Genomic DNA, 23,841 nt, shown 5'->3' with positions numbered 1-23,841 from the left:
GCAGAGGAACCGCCCGTCCCGCGGAGCGCCCAGCGGGGGCTATTCGAGCAGCTCCGCGTACGAGCCCATGGCGAGGGCTATGTCCGCCTGGGCCCAGAACCGGTGGTACGTGAACGTGGGCGCGGCGCCGCCCTGGAGATAGCTCTCGATCTTCGACCACGCCGGGTCGTCCTGGTAGAAGGAGCGGATCGAGGCGAAGGTCGACGAAGCGTCGATCGTGTCGCCGTTCGGCATGGTGCCGCTCCAGCCGCTCGGGACGTATATCCCGTCGTCGAACCGGTTGTAGTCGGCGCGGGTCTCCGGGACGGCGATGCCGAGCGCGTCCTGGTCGTTCTCCCACATGCCGTCGAGCAGTGCCTTGGCGGTCGAGGCCGCCTCCGTGTCGCCCGAGCGGTCGGCGTAGTACGTCAGGGTCTTGGCGTACGCCGCCGCCACGCCGACGTCGTCGGTGTAGTCCGCGACCGTGACGTGCAGGCCGCCGTTGTCACCGGGCGACGAGGCGTTCCAGGTGTCCGGCTGCCCCGACCACTGGAGCGTCGACGGAATCCGGAAGGTGCCGTCCGGGTTGACGGTCGTCTCGGACAGCGCCCAGTCCACCCACTTGTCCAGCACCGCCTTCGCGTCGGCGTCACCGCTCTGCTGGTAGTACTCGGCGACCCGCTCCATGGACCACGCCTGGAAACCGAACCACTGGTTGGACGGCGGGTCGTGGTAGACCGGCTTCTCGTCGTAGTACATGCCGTAGAAGGTCGGCGTGCCGGCCGGCGGTGTCGCGTAGCGGCCCGCCCAGCTGTTGGTGGCGCCGCCCGCGATGGCGCCTTCGTCGGACTGCAGCCAGCGGTAGAACTCCACCTGCCGGCCGAGGGACTTGGCCCAGTCCGACGCGCCGGTCGCCGACTTCGGCTTCAGGTCGGCGTCGGTGCTCAGCGCGTACGCGGCCAGCGGGTTCTGGTAACCGCCGTGGGTGTGGCTGGAGCCGATGCGCCAGGCCCAGCCCGCCGAGGTGTCCACCGCACCGCCCCAGGCGTAGTACCAGGACAGCAGGTAGTGCGAGGAGTCCTTGCCGGTGCCGGCCGGGCAGCTCGCCGGTCCCACGCAGTTGCCGATCTTCTTGAAGTACTTGTCGAACATGGCGTAGCGCAGGTAGTCGCCCATCTTCGCGGCCTTGTCGAGCGTCGCGGAGATCTCGTCGCTCCTGCCCTGCTCCCCGGCCCAGATGTCCGCCCAGTAGGCGGCCTGCACGGCTCGCGCGTCGGCGTCCGGGGCGTTGGTGAACTTCCACTGCTTGGCGTAGGAGGCGTCACCGGTGAAGAGGTCCAGGTAGCCGTTGGTGCCGCCGTACTTGAAGGCGTCGCAGGTCGGCTGCGGAACCGTCTCCCACACCGACTCCTGTGCGCCGCGCTGGAAGGTGTTGATGTACGACGGGCCGGTGTCCGAGGGCCCCGCCTCGCATTTGCCGGGCGAGTTGCCGTAGCCGTAGGTGTTGTCGACGTCCTGGAGCCAGTGCATGCCGTAGACGTCGTCCGTGCCGTACGCCGACTTCAGCTCACCGGCGATCGGGTCCGGGCCGACCGGCACGGTGCCGTCCAGCGGCGCCGGGTACTCGTTCGGCGTGTCCAGCTCGGGCGCGTACGTCGCCGGCTTCGAGGCGTTGTAGGCCGAGTTGGTCGGCTGGTCGGCGTGGGTGGGGATCATGTAGGTCTCCATGATCTCCCAGGCGTTGTTGAACTTCGCCCAGTCGCCGGTCACCTTGCCGTACATGGCCTGGAGCCACAGCAGGTAGCTGTACGCCTCGGACGTGGTCTCGTGTCCGTGGTCCGGCGCCTCGACGATCAGTGTCTCGACCGAGTGGTACGGGATGCCCTCGGGTGAGAAGTAGCCGTTCGCCGGGTCGGTGATCTTGCCGTACAGCTCAAGGAAGCGGGCGTCGTAGTCCTTCGCGGCGGCCAGCTGGGTCACGGTGACCGTGGCCTTGCCGTGGCCGGGTGCCGTCGACTCGAAGACCGCCGAGCCGGTGCCGGAGGCGTCGGCCGAGACGGTCACCCGCTGGGCGGTGTCCCAGTTCGACGGGGTGAAGGTGAGGCTCGCCCCACCGGTGGCGGTGAGGCCGGTGTTGCCGCTCACGCGAGACGTCGTGACGGTCACGTTCGCGGTCGGCTGCTTCGACAGCCTGACCTCGTACGTCCCCGACTCGCCCTGCTGGACGCCCAGTTGCCCGGGAGACGCGACCACGGTCGGTCCGGAGGCGACCGTGATGCCGACCGGTGTCGAGTCCGCGGAGGCGCCCAGGCTGTCGTAGGCCTTCGCCACCAGGGAATGACTGCCCACGGTCAAGCCGGAGGCGGAGTACGTGTAGGGCGAACTGGTGTCGGTGCCCAGCAGAGTGTCGTCGTCGTAGAACTCCACCTTGCCGATGGTGGCCCCGTCGGCCGCGGCCGCCGTGGCCGCCAGCGGCACCGCCTCGCCCCGCGAGTACACCGCACCCGCCTCCGGGCTGGTCAGCACGGTGATCGGCGGCTGGTGGGCGCCGGTGCAGGAGGTGCCGTTGACCGCGAAGTCCGTCGGCGCGGCGTTGCTGCCGCTGTACGTGAACTGCCCGCCGGTGGAGACTGCGGCGCCGGCGGCGATCCGCGCGTTGTACGGGGCGTTCTTCACGGTGACGTTCCGGCCGGACTGGGACCAGGCGCCGTTCCAGCCGTTCGTCAGCTTCTGGTTGCCCGCGTACGAGTACGTCAGCGTCCAGCCGTCGATGGCGTCCGAGCCGTGGTTGGTCAGCGTCAGCTCCGCGGTGAAGCCGGCGCCCCAGTCGTTGGTCTTGTAGTCCACGCCGCACTGAAGTGCGGCCGCCTGGGCCGGAGTCGAACCTGTGCCCAGCATCGTGAGGGGCAGTGCGAGCGCCGCCAGTGCGGCGGTCCACCATCGCCGCGCGGTGCGGCGTCTGCGTCTGTGTCCTGAGTGCATGGTGCTGGTTCCTCCTTGCGGCTCGGGGAGGGGGTGAGGGAGGAGCAACAAGCCTTGAACCAGTGGGAGCGCTCCCATAGTGGGGAGAGCGCCCTGTGCGGTCAAGATGTGTGAAGAGTCGAAAAGATTCGACGGGTCCGGCCGGGAGAAAGTCGGTAACTCCTCTGTTCTTTGCCGTCACTTGGCGCTACCTTCGCTGCACCAGTGGGAGCGGTTCCATCAGTCGACGCGTCCGAGACGGCGCGCCCGAACTGCAAGGAGTCGCTCATGCGACACCCCCCGCTCCACCCCCGCGTTCAGGACTTTTAGCCGCAGCCGCGGCCTGTCCGACGCTTCCTCGGCCGGCGTGCCGGCTCGCACCTCCCCCGGGCGATTCCACCGTGCCCGCGGGCCGTTCCTGATCTCCGATCACCCGGGCACCCCCATGCCGATCGGCAGTGGGCCGCGCCGACGGACGCGCGGCTCCGGACGACAGCACCCGCACCCCACGAAAGAAGGAACCCGCACTCATGACCCGTACCAGAACCGCGATGCTCGCTGCCCTGACGCTGGTCGCCGGCGCCTCCGGCACGGCCCTGGCCGCGCATTCCGCGAGCGCCGGAGCCGCGGCGGCCGCCTGTACCGTCGACTACAAGGTGCAGAACGACTGGGGAAGCGGCTTCACCGCTGCCGTGACCGTCGTCAACAACGGTGCCGCCACGTCCAGCTGGTCGCTGGGGTGGACGTACGCCGGCAGCCAGAAGGTCACCAACGGCTGGAACGCGAAGGTCAGTCAGAGCGGTGCCGCCGTCACCGCGGCCAACGAGTCCTACAACGGAACGCTGCCAACGGGGGGTTCGGCGAGCTTCGGCTTCCAGGCCACCTACAGCGGCAGCAACGCGATCCCGGCCACCTTCACCCTCAACGGCGTGACCTGCAACGTCGACGGAGGCCCGACCGACCCGACGGACCCCACCGACCCGACGGATCCGACCGACCCCACCGACCCGTCCGACCGGGTGGACAACCCCTATGACGGCGCCCAGGTCTACGTGAACCCCGAGTGGGCCGAGAATGCGGCCGCCGAGCCCGGCGGCGACCGCGTCGCCGACCAGCCGACCGGCGTGTGGCTCGACCGGACCGCCGCCATCGAGGGCGTCGACGGCGGCATGGGCCTGCGCGACCACCTGGACGCCGCGCTGGAGCAGAAGGGCTCCGGCGAGATGGTCGTCCAGCTGGTCATCTACAACCTGCCCGGACGCGACTGCTCCGCCCTCGCCTCCAACGGCGAGCTGGGCCCGACGGAGATCGACCGGTACAAGACCGAGTACATCGACCCGATCAAGGAGATCCTCGGCGACTCCAAGTACGCCGCGCTGCGGATCGTCACCACCGTCGAGATCGACTCGCTGCCCAACCTCGTGACCAACACCGGCAGCCGCGCCACGGCCGTTCCCGCCTGCGACACGATGAAGGCCAACGGCAACTACGTGAAGGGCGTGGGCTACGCCCTGAGCCAACTGGGTGACGTGCCCAACGTCTACAACTACATCGACGCGGGCCACCACGGCTGGATCGGCTGGGACGACAACTTCGGCGCCAGCGCCGACGTGATCAAGGAGGCCGCGACCGCCGAGGGCGCCACCGTCGGCGACGTGCACGGCTTCATCACCAACACCGCCAACTACAGCGCCCTGAAGGAGGAGAACTTCGGGATCGGCGACAGTGTCAACGGCACCTCCGTGCGCCAGTCGGGCTGGGTCGACTGGAACCGGTACGTGGACGAGCTGTCCTTCGCCCAGGGCTTCCGGAACGAGCTGGTCTCCAAGGGCTTCGACTCCGGCATCGGCATGCTGATCGACACCTCCCGCAACGGCTGGGGCGGCTCGGCCCGGCCCGCCGGACCCGGACCGCGGACCAGCGTCGACGCCTACGTCGACGGCGGGCGCTTCGACCGGCGCATCCACCCCGGCAACTGGTGCAACCAGTCCGGAGCCGGCCTCGGCGAGCGTCCGCAGGCCAGCCCCGCCGCCGGGATCGACGCGTACGTCTGGATGAAGCCCCCGGGCGAGTCCGACGGCGCGAGCGAGCTGATCGACAACGACGAGGGCAAGGGCTTCGACCGGATGTGCGACCCCACCTACGGGGGCAACGCCCGCAACGGCAACAGCCCCTCCGGCGCACTGCCGAACGCCCCGGTGTCCGGGCACTGGTTCTCCGCGCAGTTCCAGGAGCTCATGAAGAACGCCTACCCGCCCCTGTCGTGAGCGGGATTCCGCGCGGGATGCGCGGGTGAGCCGTCGGGGTCCGGTCCTCGCGGGCCGGGCCCCGGTGTTCCCTCCCCTTTTTGCGGAACCGGCAATGTCGGTTGCCCCGGAACGGTGAGTCGTCGCACTCTGACGGCACCGCGAACGGGAGGCTGACGACATGGCACATGACGACCATCACCACGACACGCACGGGCCCGGCCACGAGCACGGCCACGGACACCGGCACATGCACGACCACGGTGACATCGACTGGGCCGGGATGGCCCCGCTGCTGGAGGCGCAGGCCGAGCTGTACACGCCCCTGTACCGGCAGGCCCTGACCTGGCTGGCGCGTGAGGTGACCGAACCCGGCCTCGTCGTGGACGTCGGCAGCGGCCCCGGCGTCGTCTCCTGCCTCTTCGCCGACACCTTCCCCGGCGCACGCGTCGTCGCCGCCGACGGCGCCGGACCACTGCTGGAGCTGGCCCGCGCCCGTGCCGACCGGCTCGGTGTCGCCGACCGCTTCGACACCCTCGCCGGAGACCTGCCCGGCGCGCTGGCCGAGCTGGACTACCCCGCCGATCTGATGTGGGCCGGCCAGAGCCTGCACCACCTCGCCGACCAGCGCGCCGCGCTCGCCGCCCTCGGCGGGCACCTCGCACCCGGCGGCACGCTGGCGATCCTGGAGGGCGGCCTGCCCGCCCGGTTCCTGCCCCGCGACATCGGGATCGGGCGCCCCGGGCTCCAGGCCAGGATCCGCGCCGCGGAGGAGGACGCGTTCGCCGAGATGCGCGCGGACCTGCCGGACTCCGTGGCCGAGACCGAGGACTGGCCCGCGATGCTGACCGCCGCGGGACTGAAGCACACCGGCACCCGCAGCTTCCTGCTCGACCTGCCCGCGCCCGCCTCCGACGCGGCCCGCGACCACGTCACCACCTCCCTGTCCCGGCTGCGCGAGCGGATCGGCGAGCGCCTCGACACCGAGGACCGCGCCACCCTGGACCGGCTGCTCGACCCCGCGGACGAGGCGAGCGTGCACCGGCGCCAGGACGTGTTCGTGCTGGTGGCGCACACCGTCTACACGGCGGTACGGCCGCTCTGACGCCGGGCCGTCGCCGGGTCCGACGCGGGCACTTGACTTCGAGGGCGCTCGAACTGATGGACTCCGCGGTTCACAGGAGCCAGAGGTTCGGACACAGGGGTGACCGGCGGGCTGGACGGAGATGGTGCTCCGGGGGTGTGAACGCTCAGGAGTTGACGTCCGCCGGGTCCGGACCGACGCGCCGGTCCTCGTTCAGCGCGCTGATCGCCGCGAGGTCCTCGGTGTCCAGGGTGAAGTCGAACACGTCGATGTTCTCCGCGATCCGGGACGGCGTCACGGACTTCGGGATCACCACGTTGCCCAGCTGGAGGTGCCAGCGCAGCACGACCTGGGCCGGGGTCCGGCCGTGCTTCCGCGCGATCGCGACGATCGCGGGGACGTCCAGGACGCCCTTGCCGGAGCCGAGCGGGGACCAGGCCTCGGTGGCGATGCCCTGCTCGGCGTGCATCTCGCGGGCAGCCTGCTGCTGGAGGTGCGGGTGCAGCTCGATCTGGTTGACGGCCGGGATCACCGACGTCTCGGCGGTCAGCCGCTCCAGGTGCTCCGGCAGGAAGTTCGACACGCCGACGGCCCGGACCCGGCCGTCGGCGAGGAGCCTCTCGAACGCCTTGTAGGTGTCGACGTACTTCTCCCTGGCCGGCATGGGCCAGTGGATCAGGTAGAGGTCGAGGTACTCCAGGCCGAGCTTCGCCAGCGAGGTGTCGAAGGCGCGGAGGGTGGAGTCGTACCCCTGGTCGCTGTTCCAGAGCTTGGTGGTGACGAAGAGGTCCTCGCGCACCACACCGGAGGCGGCGATCGCCCTGCCGGTGCCCTCTTCATTGCCGTAGATCGCCGCTGTGTCGATGCTGCGGTACCCGGCCTCCAGCGCCCTGGCGACGGCCGTCTCGGCCTCGTCGTCCGGCACCTGCCAGACGCCGAAGCCCAGCTGGGGCATCTCGACGCCGTTGTTCAGGATGATCGGGGGGACCTTGCTGCTCACGAGCTCTTGATCCTTCGGTTGTGGTCAGGTGGTACTCATACCGTCAACGATCACGAGCCCCGCCGCATTCCGGACCGGGAACTCATGCTCGGTAGAGTGCCTCGACCTCGCTCCCGTATGCGTTCTCGATGGCCTTGCGTTTCAGCTTCAGCGACGGTGTCAGCAGCCCGTGCTCCTCGGTGAAGGGCTGGGCGAGGATGCGGAAGGTGCGGATCGACTCGGCCTGCGACACCAGCGTGTTGGCCGCGACGACCGCGCGCCGCACCTCGGCCTCCAGGTCGGCGTCGTGCACCAGGTCGGCCGGCGACATCCGCGGCTTGTTGCGCATCGTCAGCCAGTGCTCGACCGCCTCCTGGTCGAGGGTGATGAGGGCGGCGACGTAGGGGCGGTCGTTGCCGACGATGATGCACTGGTTGACCAGCGGATGGTCGCGCACCCGCTCCTCCAGCAGACCGGGGGAGACGCTCTTGCCGCCGGAGGTCACCAGGATCTCCTTCTTGCGGCCGGTGATGGTGAGGTAGCCGTCCTCGTCCAGGGCGCCCAGGTCGCCGGTGGCCAGCCAGCCGTCGTGCAGGGTCTCGTCGGTGGCCTTCGGGTTGTTCAGGTAGGCCTGGAAGACGTTGTCGCCGTTCAGCCAGATCTCGCCGTCGTCCGCGATGTGCACGGTGACGCCCGGGACGGGCAGCCCGACGGTGCCGTAGCGGGTGCGCTCGGGCGGGTTGGCGGTGGCGGCCGCCGTGGACTCGGTCAGACCGTAGCCCTCGTAGATCTGCACGCCCGCCCCCGCGAAGAACAGCCCGAGCCGCCGGTCCATCGCCGAGCCGCCCGACATGGCGTTGCGGATGCGTCCGCCCATCGCGGCCCGCACCTTCGCGTAGACGAGCTTGTCGAAGAGCTGGTGCTGCATCCGCAGCCCCGCGGACGGTCCCGGCCCGATGCCCCAGTCCTTCGCCTCCACCGCCTCCGCGTACTTCACGGCCACGTCGACGGCCTTCTCGAAGGGACCGGCCTTCCCCTCCTTCTCGGCCTTGCGGCGGGCCGCGTTGAACACCTTCTCGAAGATGTACGGCACGGCCAGGATGAAGGTCGGCCGGAAGGCGGCCAGGTCGGGCAGGAGCGCCGCGGCGTTGAGCTGCGGCTGGTGGCCGAAGCGGACCCGGCCGCGGATCGCCGCGACCTCCACCATCCGCCCGAAGACATGGGCGAGCGGCAGGAAGAGCAGCGTCGCGGCCTCGTCGCCCCGCTTGGAGTGGAACACCGGCTCCCAGCGCTCGATGACGGTGTCCGCCTCGTACATGAAGTTGCCGTGCGTCAGGACGCAGCCCTTGGGGCGGCCGGTGGTGCCCGAGGTGTAGATGACGGTGGCGACCGAGTCCGGCGTGACCGCCTGGCGGTGCCGGTGCACCACCTCGTCGTCGAGGTGCGCGCCGGCGTCGTACAGCTCCTGGACGGCCCCGGAGTCGAGCTGCCACAGCCCGCGCAGGTGCGGCAGGCGGTCGATGACCGTGGCGATCGTCATGGCGTGGTCCTCGTGCTCCACGACCGCCGCCGTCACCTCGGCGTCGTACAGCATCCACATGCACTGCTCGGCCGAGGAGGTCGGGTAGACGGGCACCACCTGGGCGCCGATCGTCCACAGGGCGAAGTCGAAGAGGGTCCACTCGTAGCGGGTGCGGGACATGATGGCGACCCGGTCGCCGAAGCGGATGCCCTGGGCCAGCAGGCCCTTGGCGAGGGCGAGCACCTCGTCGCGGAAGGCGCCGGCGGTGACGTCCCGCCACTGACCGGCATCGTCCTTGCGGCCGAGGGCGATGTGCCGCGGGTCCTCCCGGGCATGCTGGAAGACGACGTCGGCCAGACCGCCCACCGGTGGTGCCAACGCCAACGGAGGACTGGTGAACTCGCGCAAACCCCGCTCCCCGCTTTTCTGGTGACGCCCCCGCACAGCGCGGTGAAAGCTACCCCACCCGGCGCGGGGGCGGGAGGGGTGCCAAAATCGAACAGGGCTCATGTTCACGCTGGTCAGCGAGAGGAAATGCGCGCACATGGGGAAGGGTCGGACAGATTCCTGACGGTTGGGCGAGTTTCGGTGCCGTAATCTCCACCGAATCTGTACGGCCCGCTTACCGCCGGTAGGGCGCCGCCGGAGCGGCCTCCTCCTCATTCAGCGCGGGCGCCGCGGATTGCGTCACACCAGCCTTCCGGCCCGGGCAGCCGGCCCCGACCAGGACGAGCACCAGCACCCCGGCGACCGCCGCGACGGCGCCCGCGGCCACCGCCGCCGCGTTCAGTCCGGAGGCGAACGCGGCCCGCAGCGCGTGCTCACCGAACACGTCCCGCAGGGCGCCCGCCGCACCGCCCGCCAGACCGTGCGCCGCGTCGTGCGGCAGGGTGTCCTCCATCCGGGAGGTCAGCACCGTGCCGAACACGGCGATACCGAGCGCGTACCCGAGCTGCCGGAAGGTGTTGACCGCGCCCCCGGCCATGCCGGCCCGCTCCGCCGGGACCGCCGCCAGCGCGGCGCCCGCGATCCCGGGCGACACCAGGCCCGTTCCGACGCCCACCAGCAACAGCCCCGGGACCAGGGCGGAGGCACCGGAGCCCGCGTCCAGGAAGGCCATGCAGAACTGTCCCGCCGCGATCAGCAGCAGCCCGCCCCCGATGGTGAACCGCGCAGGCACCCCGTGCAGCAGCCGTCCGCCCGCGGCGGCCACCACGAAAGACGCCAGCGACAGCCACACGAACACCAGCCCGCCGCGCACCGGGCTCATCCCGAGCAGCGTCTGCAGCCATATGGAGGTGTACGCCATCACGCCGAAGGCCGCCGCGTTGAAGGCCAGCCCGCCCAGCATCACGCCCGAGAACGCGGGCCGCAGGAACAGCCGCGGGTCGAGCAGCGGATCGGCGACCCGGTGCTCCACGACGGCGAACGCGCCCAGCGCCACCGCCGCGAGCACGAAGGCGACGAGCGTGCCGCCCTCCGTCCAGCCGTGCGACCCGGCCCGCACCGCCCCGTACGTCACCGCACCGGCGAAGGCCGCGAACGTGGCCGTACCCGCCCAGTCCACGCGGCGCCCGCGCGCCCCGCGCGACTCCGGCACCACGCGCAGCGTCAGCCAGACCGCGGCCACGCTCACCGGCAGGTTCACCCAGAAGATCCACCGCCAGCCCGGACCGACCGTCAGCAGCCCGCCCAGCACCGGGCCCACCGCCGCGGCCGCGCCGCTGACCGCGCCCCACACGCCGAGCGCCATCGACCGCCGGCGCCCCTGGTAGACCGAGCCGAGCAGCGGCAGCGTGGTGGCGAACATCGCCGCCGCACCCACTCCCTGCAGCCCGCGCGCGGCGACCAGCATCCCGGGTCCGGTGGCCAGCCCGCACAGCAGCGACGCCGCCGCGAACAGCACCACGCCCGCCACGTGCACCCGGCGCCGTCCCAGCACGTCGGCCGCGGCGCCCAGCCCCAGCAGCAGCGCGGCCAGCGCCAGCGCGTAGCCGTCCATCACCCACTGCAGATCGCTCAGCGACGCGTGCAGCCCCCGGGCCATGTCCGGCAGCGCCACGACCGCGATCGTCACGTCCAGCAGCAGCATGAACGTCCCCAGGCACACCGCCGTGAGCGGCCCCCATGTACGCATGTTCCGTCTTCTTTCCTGTGTCGTCTTACCTGCGTCGTCTCAACCGTGTCGTCCGCGCAGGCGCCGAACCGCGCGTCGCGTCCGCCTGTGCGCTTGCGCCGTCCTCCGCGTCCACGTGTCCCCGTACGATGGGCCGTGCCCGGCAGATCGCACCGGTTCGCGGCAGCGAAGTGACGGAAACCGACGGGAGCGGCCGCCATGCGGATGGAATCCGACACCTTCGACGAGCTGGACCTACGCGTGCTGGACGCGCTGGAGGTCAACGGCCGCGCCTCCTTCAGCCGCATCGGGGCGGTACTCGGCGTCTCCGACCAGACCGTCGCCCGCCGTTACCGCAGGCTGTGTGCCGAGGGCGGGCTGCGGGTGGTCGCCGTCCGGGACGCCGAGCGGCTCGGCCTGGACCACTGGACGCTGCGGCTGCGCTGCGTCCCGGACAGCGCCCTGGCCATCGCGGACGCCCTCGCCAAGCGGCCCGACACCAGCTGGATCGGGCTGGCGGCGGGCGGCACCGAGGTCATCTTCGGCACCCGGCCGAGCAGCCCGGGGGACCGCGACGACCTGCTCCTCGGCAAGCTGCCGCGCACCCCGCGCGTCCTGGAGATCCACGCCTACCAGATCCTGCACCGCTTCTACGGCGGCCCCAGCGGCTGGCTCCACAAGTTCGGCGTGCTCGGCGACGACGAGATCGCCGCCCTGCGGCCCGGGCCGGGCCCGTCCGCGCCTGGCCCGGCCCGTATCGAACCGGAGGACGAACCGCTGCTCTCCGTCCTGGAGCGCGACGGGCGGGCCGGCTGTCCCGAACTCCAGCGGGCCACCGGCCGTTCCGAGTCAGCCGTCAAGCGCCGCCTCGCCGCGCTGCTCGGCTCCGGTGCGGTCTACATCGACGTGGAGTACCGCGCCGAGATCCTGGGCTACCCCACGGCCGCCGTCCTGTGGCTCACCACCGGCCCGGCCGCCCTCCACCGGGTCGGTGAGGCGCTCGCCGCCCACGACGAGATCGCCCACGCCGCCGCCACCGCGGGCCCGTCCAACATCATCGCCACCGCGGTGGTCCGCAGCACCGCCGACCTCTACTCCTACCTCAGTGGTCCGCTCGGCCGCCTGGAGGGCGTCCAGCACGTGGAGGCGTCGCCCTTCCTGCGCCGGGTCAAGCAGCTCACCTATCCGAGGCCCGCCCGCTGAGGCCGGTGCAGCCGGTCGCCGCCCGCCAGGATCGCCGCCGCCAGCGCGTCCGCGGCGCCCTGTGCCGAGGGGCGGCGCCGGCCGTGCACCAGTACGAAGTCGACGCGGCCCAGCTCGGGCAGCCCGGCCCGGTCCGGCACCCTTACGAGCCCGGGCGGGACGAGGCCGCGCGAGTGCGCCATCACGCCCAGGCCCGCACGGGCGGCCGCGATCAGGCCGTTGAGGCTGCCGCTGGTGCACGCGACGCGCCACGCGCGGCCCTGCCGTTGCAGGGCGTCCAGGGCCAGCGCGCGGGTGATGCCCGGCGGCGGATAGACGATGAGCGGCACCGGACGGTCCGGATCGAGGCGCAGCCGCTCCGCGCCGATCCACACCAGCCGGTCGCTCCAGACCGGCTCGCCCCGCGGGTCCTCGGGCCGCCTCTTGGCGAGCACCAGGTCCAGCTTCCCGGCCGTCAGCTGCTCGTGCAGCGTGCCCGACAGCTCCACCGTCAGCTCCAGGTCGACCTCGGGGTGCTCATGCCGGAAGCCCTCCAGGATCTCGGGCAGCCGGGTCAGCACGAAGTCCTCGGAGGCTCCGAACCGCAGCCGCCCGCGCAGCCGGGTGCCCGTGAAGAAGGCCGTCGCCTGCTCGTGCACCTCCAGGATCCGGCGCGCGAACCCGAGCATCGCCTCCCCGTCCTCCGTCAGCTCCACGGAATGCGTGTCACGGCTGAACAGCTGCCGCCCGGTGGCGTCCTCCAGCCGCCGCACGTGCTGGCTCACGGTCGACTGGCGCAGACCGAGCCGCCGGGCGGCCTGCGTGAAGCTCAGTGTCTGGGCCACCGAAAGGAACGTACGCAGGTGGGAGGGGTCGTACATTCCGCCAGCTTATCGGCGGGCGTGATGACAGTCAGAGCGGTGTACCGGATTCCCGATCACAGCGTGGGGGAGCAGGATGGAGCGGGGACCCGTGACCCCTTCGAGCGAACAAGCAGTGAGTACACAGAGAACGAGCAGAGAGCAAGTGGAGCACCGTGAGACGCCTGCGTTGGCCGCGTTGGATGCCGATCGACCCGTACCTCGTGCTGCTGCTCGGCACGGTCGGCCTCGCGGCGCTGCTGCCGGCCCGCGGCGCGGGCGCGGACGTCGCCTCCGGCGCCTCCACCGGCGCGATCGCGTTCCTCTTCTTCCTCTACGGTGCCCGGCTCTCCACCCGTGAGGCGATGGACGGTGTGCGGCACTGGCGACTCCATGTCACCGTGCTGGCCTGCACCTTCGTCGTCTTCCCGCTGCTCGGCCTCGCGTCCCGCGGTCTCGTCCCGGTGTTCCTGACCGACCCCCTGTACCAGGGCCTGCTCTTCCTCACCCTGGTCCCGTCGACCATCCAGTCGTCGATCGCCTTCACCTCCGTCGCCCGCGGCAACGTGCCCGCGGCCATCTGCGCCGGGTCCTTCTCCTCGCTGGCCGGCATCGTCGTCACGCCGCTGCTGGCCGCCGCGCTGCTGGGCAGCGGTGGGGGCGGGTTCTCCGCCGACTCGGTGGTGAGGATCGTGCTGCAGCTGCTGGTGCCGTTCGTGGCCGGGCAGGTGCTGCGCCGGTGGATCGGGGGCTTCGTCGCCCGGCACAAGAAGGCACTCGGGCTCGTCGACCGCGGCTCGATCCTCCTGGTCGTCTACACGGCGTTCAGCGAGGGCGTGGTCCAGGGCATCTGGCACCAGGTGAGCCCGGTCCGGCTGGCCGGGCTGCTGGTCGTCGAGGCGGTCCTGCTGGCCGTGATGCTGGCGCTGACCTGGTACGGGGCGAAGGGGCTGGGCTTCGGGCGGGAGGACCGGATCGCGATCCAGTTCGCCGGGTCCAAGAAGTCGCTCGCCGCGGGGCTGCCCATGGCGAGCGTCCTGTTCGGCGCCCACGCCTCGCTGGCCGTGCTGCCGTTGATGCTCTTCCACCAGACGCAGCTCATGGTGTGCGCGGTGATCGCCAAGCGCCGGTCGCACGATCCGCAGGCGGTCCCGCCCGGGGAGTCCGCCGACCCGGCGCGCACCGCGGTCGGCACCGCGAGCCGCTCCGGCTGAACCGCCCGCACGGCTCCGGTGACGGTCAGCCGCCCGTGTCCACCCGGTCCGTGGGGAAGCGCGGGCCGGTGTTCCCGGTGGCCGAGGGCGGATCACCGGCGGCGATCTCCTCGTCGGTCGGGGCCCGGTCCCACACGTACGCGTCGTCGAGGGCGCCGGCGCAGCGGGCCCGGCTGACGGACGCGGTCCGGCGGGTCGCCGGTGCGGGGGCAGACGGCTGACCGGGTCGAGGCGGGGCCCCTGCGGCGCAGGGGGCGCTCCCCGCCGGCCGGGGCCCCGCCGCCGTGTCGCGGGAAGACGGGTCAGCCCCGGGCGGCCGCGGCCCGCAGGGCGACGCGGTCCTCACCCGCGTACACGTTCATGGAGCTGCCGCGCAGGAAGCCCACCAGCGTCAGCCCCGTCTCGGTTGCCAGGTCGACGGCCAGCGAAGACGGTGCCGACACCGCGGCCAGCACCGGGATGCCCGCCATCACGGCCTTCTGCGCCAGTTCGAAGGAGGCCCGGCCCGACACCAGCAGGACGGACCTGGACAACGGCAGGCCCCCGTTCTGCAGGGCGCGCCCGACCAGCTTGTCGACCGCGTTGTGCCGCCCCACGTCCTCCCGTACGTCCACCAGCTCGCCGTCCTCGGTGAACAGGGCCGCCGCGTGCAGCCCGCCGGTCCGGTCGAACACCCGCTGGGACGCGCGCAGCCGGTCGGGCAGGCCCGCCAGCAGCTTGGGGGTGACGCGGACCGGGGGAGTGTCGGAGATGGGCCAGCGGGCCGTCGTCCGCACCGCGTCCAGGCTCGCCTTGCCGCACAGTCCGCAGGAGGAGGTGGTGTAGACGTTCCGCTCCAGCGTGATGTCCGGGACGGGCACGTGCGCGCCCGTCCGCACGTCCACCACGTTGTACGTGTTCGATCCTCCCCCGTCCGTGGCGCCCGCGCAGTAGACGATGTTCTGGAGGTCGGTCCGCTCGGCGAGCACGCCCTCGCTGACCAGGAAACCGGCCGCCAGCGCGAAGTCGTCGCCCGGGGTGCGCATCGTGATGGCGAGCGGTTTGCCGTTCAGCCGGATCTCCAGCGGTTCCTCGGCGACGAGCGTGTCGGGGCGCGTGGAGACGGCACCGTCCCGTACGCGGATCACCTTGCGTCGTTCCGTGACTCGTCCCATGTCCATGCCCCTCGTGCCGGTCAATCCAGGTTCTGTACGTGCTGGTAGCCGAAGCGGCCCTTGATACACAGGTTGCCGTGGGTCACCGGGTTGTCGTGCGGGGAGGTGACCTTCACGATCTCATTGTCCTGCACATGGAGCGTGAGGTTGCAGCCCACACCGCAGTACGCGCACACCGTCGTCGTCTCGGTCTGCCGCTCCTCGTCCCACGTGCCGGCCGCCCGCATGTCGAACTCCGACTTGAAGGAGAGGGCCCCCGTGGGGCACACCTCGATGCAGTTGCCGCAGTAGACGCACGCCGAGTCGGTCAGCGGACCGTCGTGCTCGACCGAGATCCGGGCGTCGAAGCCGCGGCCGGAGACGGAGATGGCGAAGCTGTTCTGCCACTGGCTCCCGCAGGCGTCCACGCACTTGTAGCAGAGGACGCACTTGCCGTAGTCGCGCACGTAGAGGTCGTTGTCGACGCGCGGTCCCTCTTCGACGCGGGCCGCGTCCGGGCCGAAGCGGCCGGGCCTCGCCTCGTACTCCTCGATCCACCGGGCGACCGCGGGGGTCGTGGAGAGGTCGACCGAGGAGGCGAGGAGTTCGAGGACGACCTTGCGGCTGTGCCGGGCGCGCTCGGTGTCCGTGCGCACCACCATGCCCGGCTCCGCCCGGCGGGAGCAGGCCGGCGCGAGGGTCCTGGCGCCCTCGACGTCCACCACACAGAGCCGGCAGGCGTTCTTCGGGGTGAGCGTGTCGCCCTCGCACAGGGTCGGGACGTCCTTCCCGGCCGCCCGGCAGGCGTCGAGGACCGTCGCCCCCTCGGGCACCCGGGCCTCCTGCCCGTCGAGGGAGAACTCCACCAGCCGACGCGGCACTCCGAGCGGTATCGCGGTCATTCGTACGCCCCCAGACGGTCGATGGCGGATTCCACGGCGTTCCACGCGGTCTGCCCCAGACCGCAGATCGAGGCGTCCCGCATCGCGCGGCCGACCTCCCGCAGCAGCGCGATGTCGTCGGCGGCTTCGGCACCCGTGCGCTCGGCGATCCGGTGCAGGGCCTCCTCCTGGCGCACGGTCCCGACCCGGCACGGCACGCACTGCCCGCACGACTCGTCGCGGAAGAACTCGGCGATGCGCAGGAGAAGACGGGGGAGCGGGACGGTGCCGTCGAAGGCCATCACCACTCCGGAGCCGAGGGTCGTGCCCGCCTCGCGGGTGCCTTCGAAGGTGAGCGGGACGTCCAGCTCGTCCGGGCGTACGAAGCCACCGGCGGCGCCGCCGAGCAGGACCGCGCGGAGGTTGTCCCGGACACCGGCGAGGGCGAGCAGCTCGCCCAGCGTCGCGCCGAAGGGGAGCTCGTAGACGCCGGGCCGGGCCACGGTACCCGACACGCAGAACAGCTTCGGCCCGGTGGACGCCGGCGTGCCGATCGCGGCGTACGCCTCGGCGCCCATCGTCAGAATCGGCAGGACGTTGACCAGTGTCTCGACGTTGTTCTCCACCGTGGGTCTGCCGAACAGGCCCTTCTCCACGGGGAACGGCGGCTTGGAGCGGGGCTCGCCCCGATAGCCCTCGATGGAGTTGAACAGGGCCGTCTCCTCGCCGCAGATGTACGCGCCCGCGCCCCGCCGGATCTCGATGTCGAAGGCGTAACCCCGGCCGAGGACGTCGTCGCCGAGCAGGCCGCGGGTGCGGGCCTGGGCGATGGCGTGGGTGAGGCGGGCGAGGGCGCGCGGGTACTCGCCGCGGAGGTAGAGGTATCCCTTGTGCGCGCCGGTCGCGTACCCGGTGATGGTCATCGCCTCGACCAGGGCGTACGGGTCTCCCTCCATGAGGACGCGGTCCTTGAAGGTGCCCGGTTCGGACTCGTCGGCGTTGCAGACGAGGTAGTGCGGGTGGTCGGGCTGGGCGGCCGTCGCCTGCCATTTGCGTCCGGTGGGGAAGGCGGCGCCGCCGCGGCCGACCAGGCCGGCGTCGGTGACCTCGCGGATGACGCCGGCGGGGCCGAGGGCGAAGGCGCGCCGCAGGGCGGTGTAGCCGCCGTGGGCCCGGTAGTCGTCCAGGGAGGCGGGGTCGGTGGTGCCGATGCGGTGGAGGAGGGTGAGGGCGGGGTCGCCGGCCTGGGGGACCGCCAGCGCGGGGGCGGGTTCGGCGGGGGCGCGCTCGGGGGCGGTGGCCGCGTGGACGGCGGTGTCCGGGGTCGCGGGGGCGCACACGGCCGTTGCGTGGAGGGTGCTCCGCCCCCGCCGCCCCTTCCCGCCACCGGGGACTGTGCCCCCGGACCCCCCTTCGGCCTGGACGGCCTCGGCCTCGAACGGCGGACGGGCTGGATCGCCCGCCCGGACGACCAAGGCGGCCGGGGCCCGTTCGCACAGGCCCAGGCACGGGCTGCGCTCGACCCTCACCCCGCTCTGCGGGCCCAGCCGTGCCTCCGCGTCCGCGCACAACTCGCTCGCCCCCGCCGTCGTGCACGCCAGGTCGGTGCAGACGTGCAGGACGGTCGCGGGGCGGGGGCGGACCGAGAACATGGCGTAGAAGGTGGCCACCCCGTACGCCTCCGCCGGGGGCACCGTCAGGCGGCGGCACAGGTAGTCCAGGGCGCCCTCGCTGATCCAGCCGACGCGGTCGTTGAGCGCGTGCAGACCCGGCAGCAGCAGGTCGCGGCGGTCCCGGGCCTCGCGTCCGCCCCGCGCCCACCTGAGGTCGGCGTCACAGCGGTCGGCGCCCTCCCAGGACGACTCGGGCGGGCCGAGCAGGGCGTCGACGGCCGCGCGTTCGTCGTCCGTGGGCTTGCTGTCACCGAAGCGCAGGTCCACCGGTGCTCACCTTCTCGATCCGGATCGCCGAGGCCTTGAACTCCGCCGTCCCGGCGATCGGGCAGTTGGCCTCGATGGTCAGCTGGTTGGTGTCCACCTCGTCGGGAAAGTGGAAGCTCATGAAGGCGAGCCCGGGACGCAGCGCGGTGTCGACCCGGACGGGCGCGAGCAGCGATCCGCGCCGCGAGGTCACCCGCACCTCCTCGCCGGCCACCACCCCGTAGCGTTCGGCGTCCTCCGGGCACAGCTCGACGGACTCGCCGCGGCGCAGCGGGGATGCGTAACCGCCGCTCTGTACACCCGTGTTGTAGGAGTCGAGCCGTCGGCCCGTGGTCAGCCGGATCGGGTACTGCTCGTCGGTGAGGTCCACGGGCGGGTCGTGCCGGACGATGCCGAAGGGGGCGGGCGGGCCGCGGCGCGCCGGGTCCGCGTCCCACAACCTGCCGTGCAGGTACGTCGGTTCCAGCTCGTCGGTGCTCGGGCACGGCCACTGGATGCCCTGGTGTTCATCCAGGCGGGCGTACGTCATCCCGTGGTGGTCGGGGGAGAGGGAACGCAGTTCGTTCCAGACCGCCTCGGCGCCGGTGTACTTCCAGTCGTGTCCGAGGCGGGCCGCGAGGTCGCAGAGGATGTCGATGTCCTCCCGGGCCTCCCCCGGCGGGCTCACCGCCCTGCGGACCCGCTGTACCCGCCGTTCGCTGTTGGTGGTGGTGCCGTCGGTCTCCGCCCAGCCGGCGGTCGCCGGGAGGACCACGTCGGCCAGTTCGGCGGTCCTGGTGAGGAAGATGTCCTGGACGACCAGGAAGTCCAGTGCCCGCAGGCGGCGTACGGCCTGTTCGCCGTCCGCCTCCGACTGGGCCGGGTTCTCGCCGATGCAGTAGACGGCGCGCAGGCCGCCGTCGTCCATGGCCTCGAACATCTCCGTCAGGGTGAGGCCGTGGCGCGGCTGGATGACGGTGTCCCAGGCCGACTCGAACTTCAGCCTCACCTCCGGGTCGAGCACGTCCTGGAAGCCGGGCAGCCGGTTGGGGATCGCGCCCATGTCACCGCCGCCCTGCACGTTGTTCTGGCCGCGCAGGGGTTGCAGCCCGGAGCCGTAGCGGCCCACGTGACCGGTGAGCAGGGAGAGGTTGATCAGCGCGCGGACGTTGTCCGTGCCGTTGTGGTGCTCGGTGATGCCGAGGGTCCAGCACAGCTGGGCGCGTTCGGCGCGGGCGTAGGCGTGCGCCAACTGGCGGACGGCGGCCGCCGGCACACCCGTCACCTTCTCGGCGAGGGAGAGCGTCCAGGGTTCGACGAGCGCCCTGTACTCCTCGTAACCCGTGGTCGCCCGCTCGATGAACGCCTCGTTGGCCAGGCCCGCGTGGATGATCTCACGGCCGACCGCGTGCGCCAGCGGGATGTCCGTGCCGACGTTCGGCCCCAGCCAGCTCTCCGCCCACTCGGCGGTGGAGGTCCGGCGCGGGTCGACGGCGTACATGCGGGCGCCGTTGTGGATGCCCTTCAGCACGTGCTGGAAGAAGATGGGGTGCGCGAAGCGGGCGTTGGAGCCCCACATCACGATCACGTCGCTGTGCTCGATCTCCTCGTACGACGAGGTGCCGCCGCCCGAACCGAAGGCGGCCGACAGGCCCGCGACGCTCGGCGCGTGACAGGTGCGGTTGCAGGAGTCGACGTTGTGGGTGCCCATGACCACCCGGGCGAACTTCTGCGCCACGTAGTTCATCTCGTTGGTCGCCCGCGCGCAGGAGAACATCCCGAACGCGCCGCGCGCCGCGGCCAGGCCCCGGGCCGTACGGTCCAGGGCCTCCTCCCAGGTCGCCCGGCGCAGCGGCGCGTCGCGCGCCTCCCGGACCAGGGGGTGGGTGAGGCGGGTGTAGGTCTTGGGGCTTCGGTCGCGTTTCCTCATGCGGCGCTCCTCAGCGCGAGCAGGTCCGACAGGGCGTGCACGGTGCGCAGGGTGGGCACCGGGACCCCGGTGATCTCCGCCAGTTCGACGACGGCCGCGAGCAGCACGTCGAGTTCGAGCGGCTTGCCGCGCTCCAGGTCCTGGAGCGTGGAGGTGCGGTGGTCGCCGACCTTCTCGGCGCCCGCGAGCCGGCGCTCGACGGAGACGCCGACCTCGCAGCCGAGGGCCCGGGCGACCGAAAGCGTCTCGGTCATCATGGTCTCGATGACCTCCCGGGTGCCGCCGTGCAGGCACATCTGCCGCATGGTGGCGCGGACCAGGGCGCTGATCGGGTTGAAGGAGATGTTGCCCAGCAGCTTCAGCCAGATGTCGCCTCGCAGGTCCGGCTCGACCGGGCACTTCAGGCCGCCCGACCGCATCGCCTCGCTGAACGCCAGACACCGCGCCGAGACCTCGCGGCCGGGCTCGCCGACCGAGAACCGGGTGCCTTCCACATGGCGTACGACGCCCGGCTGTTCCAGTTCGGTGGCCGCGTACACGACGCAGCCGACGGCCCGTTCGGGCGCGAGCACCGCACTGACCGCGCCGGCCGGGTCCACGCTCTCGAGACGGCGCCCGTCGTGGGGGCCGCCGTGCCGGTGGAAGTACCACCAGGGAATGCCGTTCTGGGCGGCCACGACCGCCGTGGTGTCGTGCAGCAGCGGCTCGATCAGCGGCCCGCACGCCGCGTACGAGTTGGCCTTCAGGCCCAGGAACACGTAGTCGGCCGGGCCGACCTCGGCCGGGTCGTCGGTGGCGCGCGGGTGCGCGGTGAAGTCGCCGCGCGGGCTGCGCACCCGTACTCCGTACTGCCGCATGGCCGCCAGATGCGGTCCACGGGCGATGAGGTGGACGTCGGCGCCCGCACGGTGGAGCGCGGCACCGACGTAGGCGCCGATCGCCCCGGCGCCGAGGACTGCGACCTTCATGGCGGGGGAGCTCCGTTCGGTCGAGGGATACCGAGGAACCGAAGAGATTCTGGAAGTGAGCCGACGATGTCGACGAAATATTGTCTACAGTATGGAAGTTGGTGCGGCAAGGCTTTGTGCAGCAGTAGTGGTTGTCTGTAGTTGTCTGCTCAACAGTCTTCTCAAGCGCTTTCCGCATGCCTACGGTTGGGGACTCATGAGTCCCCCCGTCGCACCCCCGGGCTGGAGCCGCTGGCTCGTTCCCCCAGCCGCGCTCTCGGTCCACCTCTCCATCGGGCAGGCGTACGCCTGGTCCGTGTTCAAACCGCCCCTGGAGTCCGCGCTCGGCCTCAGCGGCACGCAGAGCGCGCTGCCCTTCCAGCTCGGCATCGTCATGCTCGGGCTGTCGGCCGCGTTCGGCGGCACGCTCGTCGAACGGCACGGGCCGCGCTGGGCGATGACCGTCGCCCTGGTCTGCTTCTCGTCCGGCTTCCTGCTCTCCGCGCTCGGCGCGGCGGTGGAGCAGTACTGGCTGATCGTCCTCGGCTACGGCTTCGTCGGCGGCATCGGCCTCGGCATCGGCTACATCTCACCCGTCTCTACGCTGATCAAGTGGTTCCCGGACCGGCCTGGCATGGCCACCGGCATCGCCATCATGGGCTTCGGCGGCGGGGCGCTCATCGCCTCGCCCTGGTCGGCGCAGATGCTGAAGTCCTTCGGCACCGACAACTCGGGGATCGCCCTCGCCTTCCTCGTGCACGGGCTGACGTACGCCGTCTTCATGCTGCTTGGCGTGCTGCTGGTGCGGGTGCCACGGCCGAAGGAGCGGGCGGACGGCCGGCCGGTCCCGCTCGAGGGCGTCCAGGTCTCGGCGCGGGCCGCCGTGCGCACCCCGCAGTTCTGGCTGCTGTGGACCGTGCTCTGCATGAACGTCACGGCCGGCATCGGCATCCTGGAGAAGGCCGCGCCGATGATCACGGACTTCTTCGCCGACACCTCCACACCGGTGTCGGTGACCGCCGCCGCCGGATTCGTGGCCCTGCTGTCGGCGGCCAACATGGCGGGTCGGATCGGGTGGTCCTCCACCTCCGACCTGATCGGCCGCAAGAACATCTACCGCCTGTACCTCGGCGTCGGCGCGCTCATGTACACGCTGATCGCGTGGTTCGGCGACTCCTCCAAACCGCTGTTCGTCCTGTGTGCCCTGGTCGTCCTGTCCTTCTACGGCGGCGGCTTCGCCACCGCTCCCGCCTACCTCAAGGACCTCTTCGGCACCTACCAGGTCGGCGCGATCCACGGACGGCTGCTCACCGCCTGGTCCCTGGCCGGCGTCCTCGGGCCGCTGATCGTGAACTGGATCGCCGATCGCCAGGAGGAGGCCGGACGGCACGGCTCGGCCCTGTACGGTACGTCCTTCCTCATCATGATCGGGCTGCTGGTCGTCGGCTTCGTCGCCAACGAACTCGTCCGTCCCGTCCACGCCCGCCACCACGAACCCGCCACCGAGGCCCGCGCGCCGAAGGAGGGCAACGATGTCGTCCGACAGCAGCCAGAGTCCGCGTGACCTCCCCGATCCGCCGGACCGGCGGCCGCTGATCGCCTTCACCTGGCTCTGGGTGGGCGCACCGCTCGCCTACGGTCTGTACGAACTCGTCCGCAAGGCGACGCAGCTCTTCACCGGGTGAGAACGGGGGCCGGGACGCGGGGACGGCCGAGGGCGGCGGAGGACGCTGACCGAAGCCGACAACCGGGGCGCCCGTTTCCTGTCGTATCACCTGCCGCCGTACCCGTCGGTCACTGATCACACTGGTGGATCCCGTACCCCGAGGCAGCGAGGACTCCACCCATGCACCATGGCTCCCGCATCACCGCCGTCGGCCACTATCAGCCCGCCGGGATCCTCACCAACGAGGACCTGGCGGGCATGGTCGACACCAGCGACGAGTGGATCAGGAGCCGGGTGGGGATTCGTTCGCGCCGGATCGCCGGCCCCGACGAGCCGGTGGACGAGCTGGCCGGCCACGCCGCCGCGAAGGCGCTCGCGGCGGCGGGGCTGACCCCCGTCGACGTGGACATGATCGTGGTCGCCACCTCCACCGCGATCGACCGGTCCCCGAACACCGCCGCACGCGTCGCGGCCCGCCTCGGCGTGCCCGGCCCCGCGGCACTGGACCTCAACGTCGTCTGCGCCGGCTTCACCCACGCGCTGGCCACCGCCGACCACGCCGTGCGGGCCGGTTCCTCGGACCGGGCGCTGGTCATCGGCGCGGACAAGATGTCCGAGGTGACCGACTGGACCGACCGCACCACCTGTGTGCTGGTCGGCGACGGCGCGGGGGCCGCCGTGGTGGAGGGCTGCGCCCCGGGCGAGGAGGCGGGCGTCGGCCCCGTGCTGTGGGGATCGGTGCCCGAGATGGGCAACGCGGTCCGCATCGAGGGGACGCCCCCGAGGTTCGCGCAGGAGGGGCAGAGCGTCTACCGCTGGGCGACCACCCGGCTGCCGGCCATCGCGCGCCAGGCCTGCGAGCGGTCCGGTCTCGAGCCCGCCGACCTCGCCGCGGTCGTCCTGCACCAGGCCAACCTGCGCATCATCGAGCCCCTCGCCGCGAGGATCGGCGCGGTCAACGCCGTCGTCGCCCGCGATGTCGTCGAATCCGGCAACACCTCCGCGGCCAGCATCCCCCTGGCGCTGTCGAAGCTGGTGGAGCGGGGCGAGATCACCACCGGCGACCCGGTGCTCCTGTTCGGCTTCGGCGGCAACCTCTCCTACGCCGGACAGGTCGTCCGCTGCCCCTGAACGCCCCACGCCACCCCACGATGTGACGTGGCCTACACCCGGCCTCCTGCCCGGAGCTGCGCCGTAGACTGTAGACGAAAGACAATCAATA

17 protein-coding genes are annotated in these 23,841 nt (G+C 71.7%); 7 read left to right on the top strand and 10 right to left on the bottom strand.

What is annotated here, in order from left to right; all coding sequences use genetic code 11:
- Window positions 1-39: 39 nt before the first annotated feature.
- Window positions 40-2,961 carry a glycoside hydrolase family 48 protein gene (locus ACGFYH_RS21770; protein WP_393804801.1) on the bottom strand — a complete coding sequence of 974 codons (2,922 nt, stop codon included), beginning with the start codon at window positions 2,959-2,961 and terminating at the stop codon, window positions 40-42.
- 509 nt (window positions 2,962-3,470) lie between these two features.
- On the opposite strand from ACGFYH_RS21770, the gene ACGFYH_RS21765 reads away from it, so the two are divergent.
- Together ACGFYH_RS21765 and ACGFYH_RS21760 are read left to right on the top strand one after the other, a co-directional pair.
- Window positions 3,471-5,207 (top strand): glycoside hydrolase family 6 protein, encoded by a 1,737-nt coding sequence (locus ACGFYH_RS21765; protein ID WP_393804800.1) that lies wholly within the window; start codon window positions 3,471-3,473, stop codon window positions 5,205-5,207.
- A gap of 160 nt (window positions 5,208-5,367) precedes the next feature.
- Window positions 5,368-6,291: a class I SAM-dependent methyltransferase gene (locus tag ACGFYH_RS21760; RefSeq protein WP_393804799.1), complete on the top strand. Its 924-nt coding sequence runs from the start codon at window positions 5,368-5,370 to the stop codon at window positions 6,289-6,291.
- A 145-nt stretch (window positions 6,292-6,436) separates the two neighbouring features.
- On the opposite strand, the gene ACGFYH_RS21755 is transcribed toward ACGFYH_RS21760, so the two are convergent.
- From ACGFYH_RS21755 to ACGFYH_RS21745, 3 genes are all read right to left on the bottom strand, one after another.
- Complete coding sequence (locus ACGFYH_RS21755) at window positions 6,437-7,270, bottom strand: aldo/keto reductase (RefSeq protein ID WP_393804798.1); 834 nt, start codon at window positions 7,268-7,270, stop codon at window positions 6,437-6,439.
- 82 nt (window positions 7,271-7,352) lie between these two features.
- A complete protein-coding gene (locus ACGFYH_RS21750) occupies window positions 7,353-9,179 on the bottom strand; it encodes an AMP-dependent synthetase/ligase (RefSeq protein ID WP_393804797.1) in 1,827 nt (608 codons plus the stop codon).
- 214 nt (window positions 9,180-9,393) lie between these two features.
- Window positions 9,394-10,908 (bottom strand): MFS transporter, encoded by a 1,515-nt coding sequence (locus tag ACGFYH_RS21745; protein ID WP_393804796.1) that lies wholly within the window; start codon window positions 10,906-10,908, stop codon window positions 9,394-9,396.
- 198 nt (window positions 10,909-11,106) lie between these two features.
- Here ACGFYH_RS21745 and ACGFYH_RS21740 point away from each other — a divergent pair, with 198 nt between their 5' ends.
- Window positions 11,107-12,090, top strand: coding sequence for an Lrp/AsnC family transcriptional regulator (locus tag ACGFYH_RS21740; protein WP_393804795.1), 984 nt, complete (start codon window positions 11,107-11,109; stop codon window positions 12,088-12,090).
- Here the strand turns inward: ACGFYH_RS21740 and ACGFYH_RS21735 are convergent.
- Window positions 12,069-12,950: a LysR substrate-binding domain-containing protein gene (locus tag ACGFYH_RS21735; RefSeq protein WP_393804794.1), complete on the bottom strand. Its 882-nt coding sequence runs from the start codon at window positions 12,948-12,950 to the stop codon at window positions 12,069-12,071. The two genes, ACGFYH_RS21740 and ACGFYH_RS21735, sit on opposite strands and share 22 nt — an antisense overlap.
- Window positions 12,951-13,132: 182 nt before the next feature.
- On the opposite strand from ACGFYH_RS21735, the gene ACGFYH_RS21730 reads away from it, so the two are divergent.
- Window positions 13,133-14,143: a bile acid:sodium symporter family protein gene (locus ACGFYH_RS21730; protein WP_393804793.1), complete on the top strand. Its 1,011-nt coding sequence runs from the start codon at window positions 13,133-13,135 to the stop codon at window positions 14,141-14,143.
- A 302-nt stretch (window positions 14,144-14,445) separates the two neighbouring features.
- Here ACGFYH_RS21730 and fdhD read toward each other — a convergent pair whose 3' ends face one another.
- Genes fdhD through ACGFYH_RS21705 form a run of 5 tightly spaced genes read right to left on the bottom strand, consistent with a single transcriptional unit; the run spans window position 14,446 to window position 20,974 of the window.
- Window positions 14,446-15,297: a formate dehydrogenase accessory sulfurtransferase FdhD gene (gene fdhD / locus ACGFYH_RS21725; protein WP_393804792.1), complete on the bottom strand. Its 852-nt coding sequence runs from the start codon at window positions 15,295-15,297 to the stop codon at window positions 14,446-14,448.
- A gap of 20 nt (window positions 15,298-15,317) precedes the next feature.
- Window positions 15,318-16,178, bottom strand: coding sequence for a 2Fe-2S iron-sulfur cluster-binding protein (locus tag ACGFYH_RS21720; protein ID WP_393804791.1), 861 nt, complete (start codon window positions 16,176-16,178; stop codon window positions 15,318-15,320).
- Window positions 16,175-18,097, bottom strand: a complete 1,923-nt coding sequence (locus ACGFYH_RS21715; RefSeq protein ID WP_393804790.1) for an NAD(P)H-dependent oxidoreductase subunit E — start codon at window positions 18,095-18,097, stop codon at window positions 16,175-16,177. The genes ACGFYH_RS21720 and ACGFYH_RS21715 overlap by 4 nt, the downstream gene beginning before the upstream one ends.
- Window positions 18,078-20,006, bottom strand: coding sequence for a molybdopterin oxidoreductase family protein (locus ACGFYH_RS21710; RefSeq protein WP_393804789.1), 1,929 nt, complete (start codon window positions 20,004-20,006; stop codon window positions 18,078-18,080). Before ACGFYH_RS21710 ends, ACGFYH_RS21715 begins: the two co-directional genes overlap by 20 nt.
- Window positions 20,003-20,974, bottom strand: a complete 972-nt coding sequence (locus ACGFYH_RS21705; protein WP_393804788.1) for a 2-dehydropantoate 2-reductase — start codon at window positions 20,972-20,974, stop codon at window positions 20,003-20,005. The genes ACGFYH_RS21710 and ACGFYH_RS21705 overlap by 4 nt, the downstream gene beginning before the upstream one ends.
- A 196-nt stretch (window positions 20,975-21,170) precedes the next feature.
- Here ACGFYH_RS21705 and ACGFYH_RS21700 point away from each other — a divergent pair, with 196 nt between their 5' ends.
- From ACGFYH_RS21700 to ACGFYH_RS21690, 3 genes are all read left to right on the top strand, one after another.
- Window positions 21,171-22,517, top strand: a complete 1,347-nt coding sequence (locus ACGFYH_RS21700) for an OFA family MFS transporter (RefSeq protein WP_393804787.1) — start codon at window positions 21,171-21,173, stop codon at window positions 22,515-22,517.
- Window positions 22,486-22,638 carry a hypothetical protein gene (locus tag ACGFYH_RS21695; protein ID WP_393804786.1) on the top strand — a complete coding sequence of 51 codons (153 nt, stop codon included), beginning with the start codon at window positions 22,486-22,488 and terminating at the stop codon, window positions 22,636-22,638. The genes ACGFYH_RS21700 and ACGFYH_RS21695 overlap by 32 nt, the downstream gene beginning before the upstream one ends.
- A 161-nt stretch (window positions 22,639-22,799) precedes the next feature.
- Window positions 22,800-23,750: a beta-ketoacyl-ACP synthase III gene (locus ACGFYH_RS21690; RefSeq protein ID WP_393804785.1), complete on the top strand. Its 951-nt coding sequence runs from the start codon at window positions 22,800-22,802 to the stop codon at window positions 23,748-23,750.
- Window positions 23,751-23,841: the final 91 nt, after the last annotated feature.

The organism is Streptomyces sp. NPDC048392, from assembly GCF_043200575.1.
GTDB lineage: Bacteria > Actinomycetota > Actinomycetes > Streptomycetales > Streptomycetaceae > Streptomyces.
The sequence above is the reverse complement of the archived record's forward strand: the minus strand, read 5'-3'. Positions and strand labels throughout refer to the sequence as shown.

What these genes read in the sequence shown, in the direction of transcription:
- ACGFYH_RS21760 (WP_393804799.1), top strand. Translation starts at nt 5,368, where the DNA reads ATGGCACATGACGACCATCACCACGACACGCACGGGCCCGGCCACGAG.
- ACGFYH_RS21690 (WP_393804785.1), top strand. Translation starts at nt 22,800, where the DNA reads ATGCACCATGGCTCCCGCATCACCGCCGTCGGCCACTATCAGCCCGCC.
- ACGFYH_RS21705 (WP_393804788.1), bottom strand. Translation starts at nt 20,974, where the DNA reads ATGAAGGTCGCAGTCCTCGGCGCCGGGGCGATCGGCGCCTACGTCGGT.
- ACGFYH_RS21735 (WP_393804794.1), bottom strand. Translation starts at nt 12,950, where the DNA reads ATGTACGACCCCTCCCACCTGCGTACGTTCCTTTCGGTGGCCCAGACA.
- ACGFYH_RS21720 (WP_393804791.1), bottom strand. Translation starts at nt 16,178, where the DNA reads ATGACCGCGATACCGCTCGGAGTGCCGCGTCGGCTGGTGGAGTTCTCC.
- ACGFYH_RS21740 (WP_393804795.1), top strand. Translation starts at nt 11,107, where the DNA reads ATGCGGATGGAATCCGACACCTTCGACGAGCTGGACCTACGCGTGCTG.
- fdhD (WP_393804792.1), bottom strand. Translation starts at nt 15,297, where the DNA reads ATGGGACGAGTCACGGAACGACGCAAGGTGATCCGCGTACGGGACGGT.
- ACGFYH_RS21765 (WP_393804800.1), top strand. Translation starts at nt 3,471, where the DNA reads ATGACCCGTACCAGAACCGCGATGCTCGCTGCCCTGACGCTGGTCGCC.
- ACGFYH_RS21695 (WP_393804786.1), top strand. Translation starts at nt 22,486, where the DNA reads ATGTCGTCCGACAGCAGCCAGAGTCCGCGTGACCTCCCCGATCCGCCG.
- ACGFYH_RS21730 (WP_393804793.1), top strand. Translation starts at nt 13,133, where the DNA reads ATGCCGATCGACCCGTACCTCGTGCTGCTGCTCGGCACGGTCGGCCTC.
- ACGFYH_RS21710 (WP_393804789.1), bottom strand. Translation starts at nt 20,006, where the DNA reads ATGAGGAAACGCGACCGAAGCCCCAAGACCTACACCCGCCTCACCCAC.
- ACGFYH_RS21700 (WP_393804787.1), top strand. Translation starts at nt 21,171, where the DNA reads ATGAGTCCCCCCGTCGCACCCCCGGGCTGGAGCCGCTGGCTCGTTCCC.
- ACGFYH_RS21770 (WP_393804801.1), bottom strand. Translation starts at nt 2,961, where the DNA reads ATGCACTCAGGACACAGACGCAGACGCCGCACCGCGCGGCGATGGTGG.
- ACGFYH_RS21745 (WP_393804796.1), bottom strand. Translation starts at nt 10,908, where the DNA reads ATGCGTACATGGGGGCCGCTCACGGCGGTGTGCCTGGGGACGTTCATG.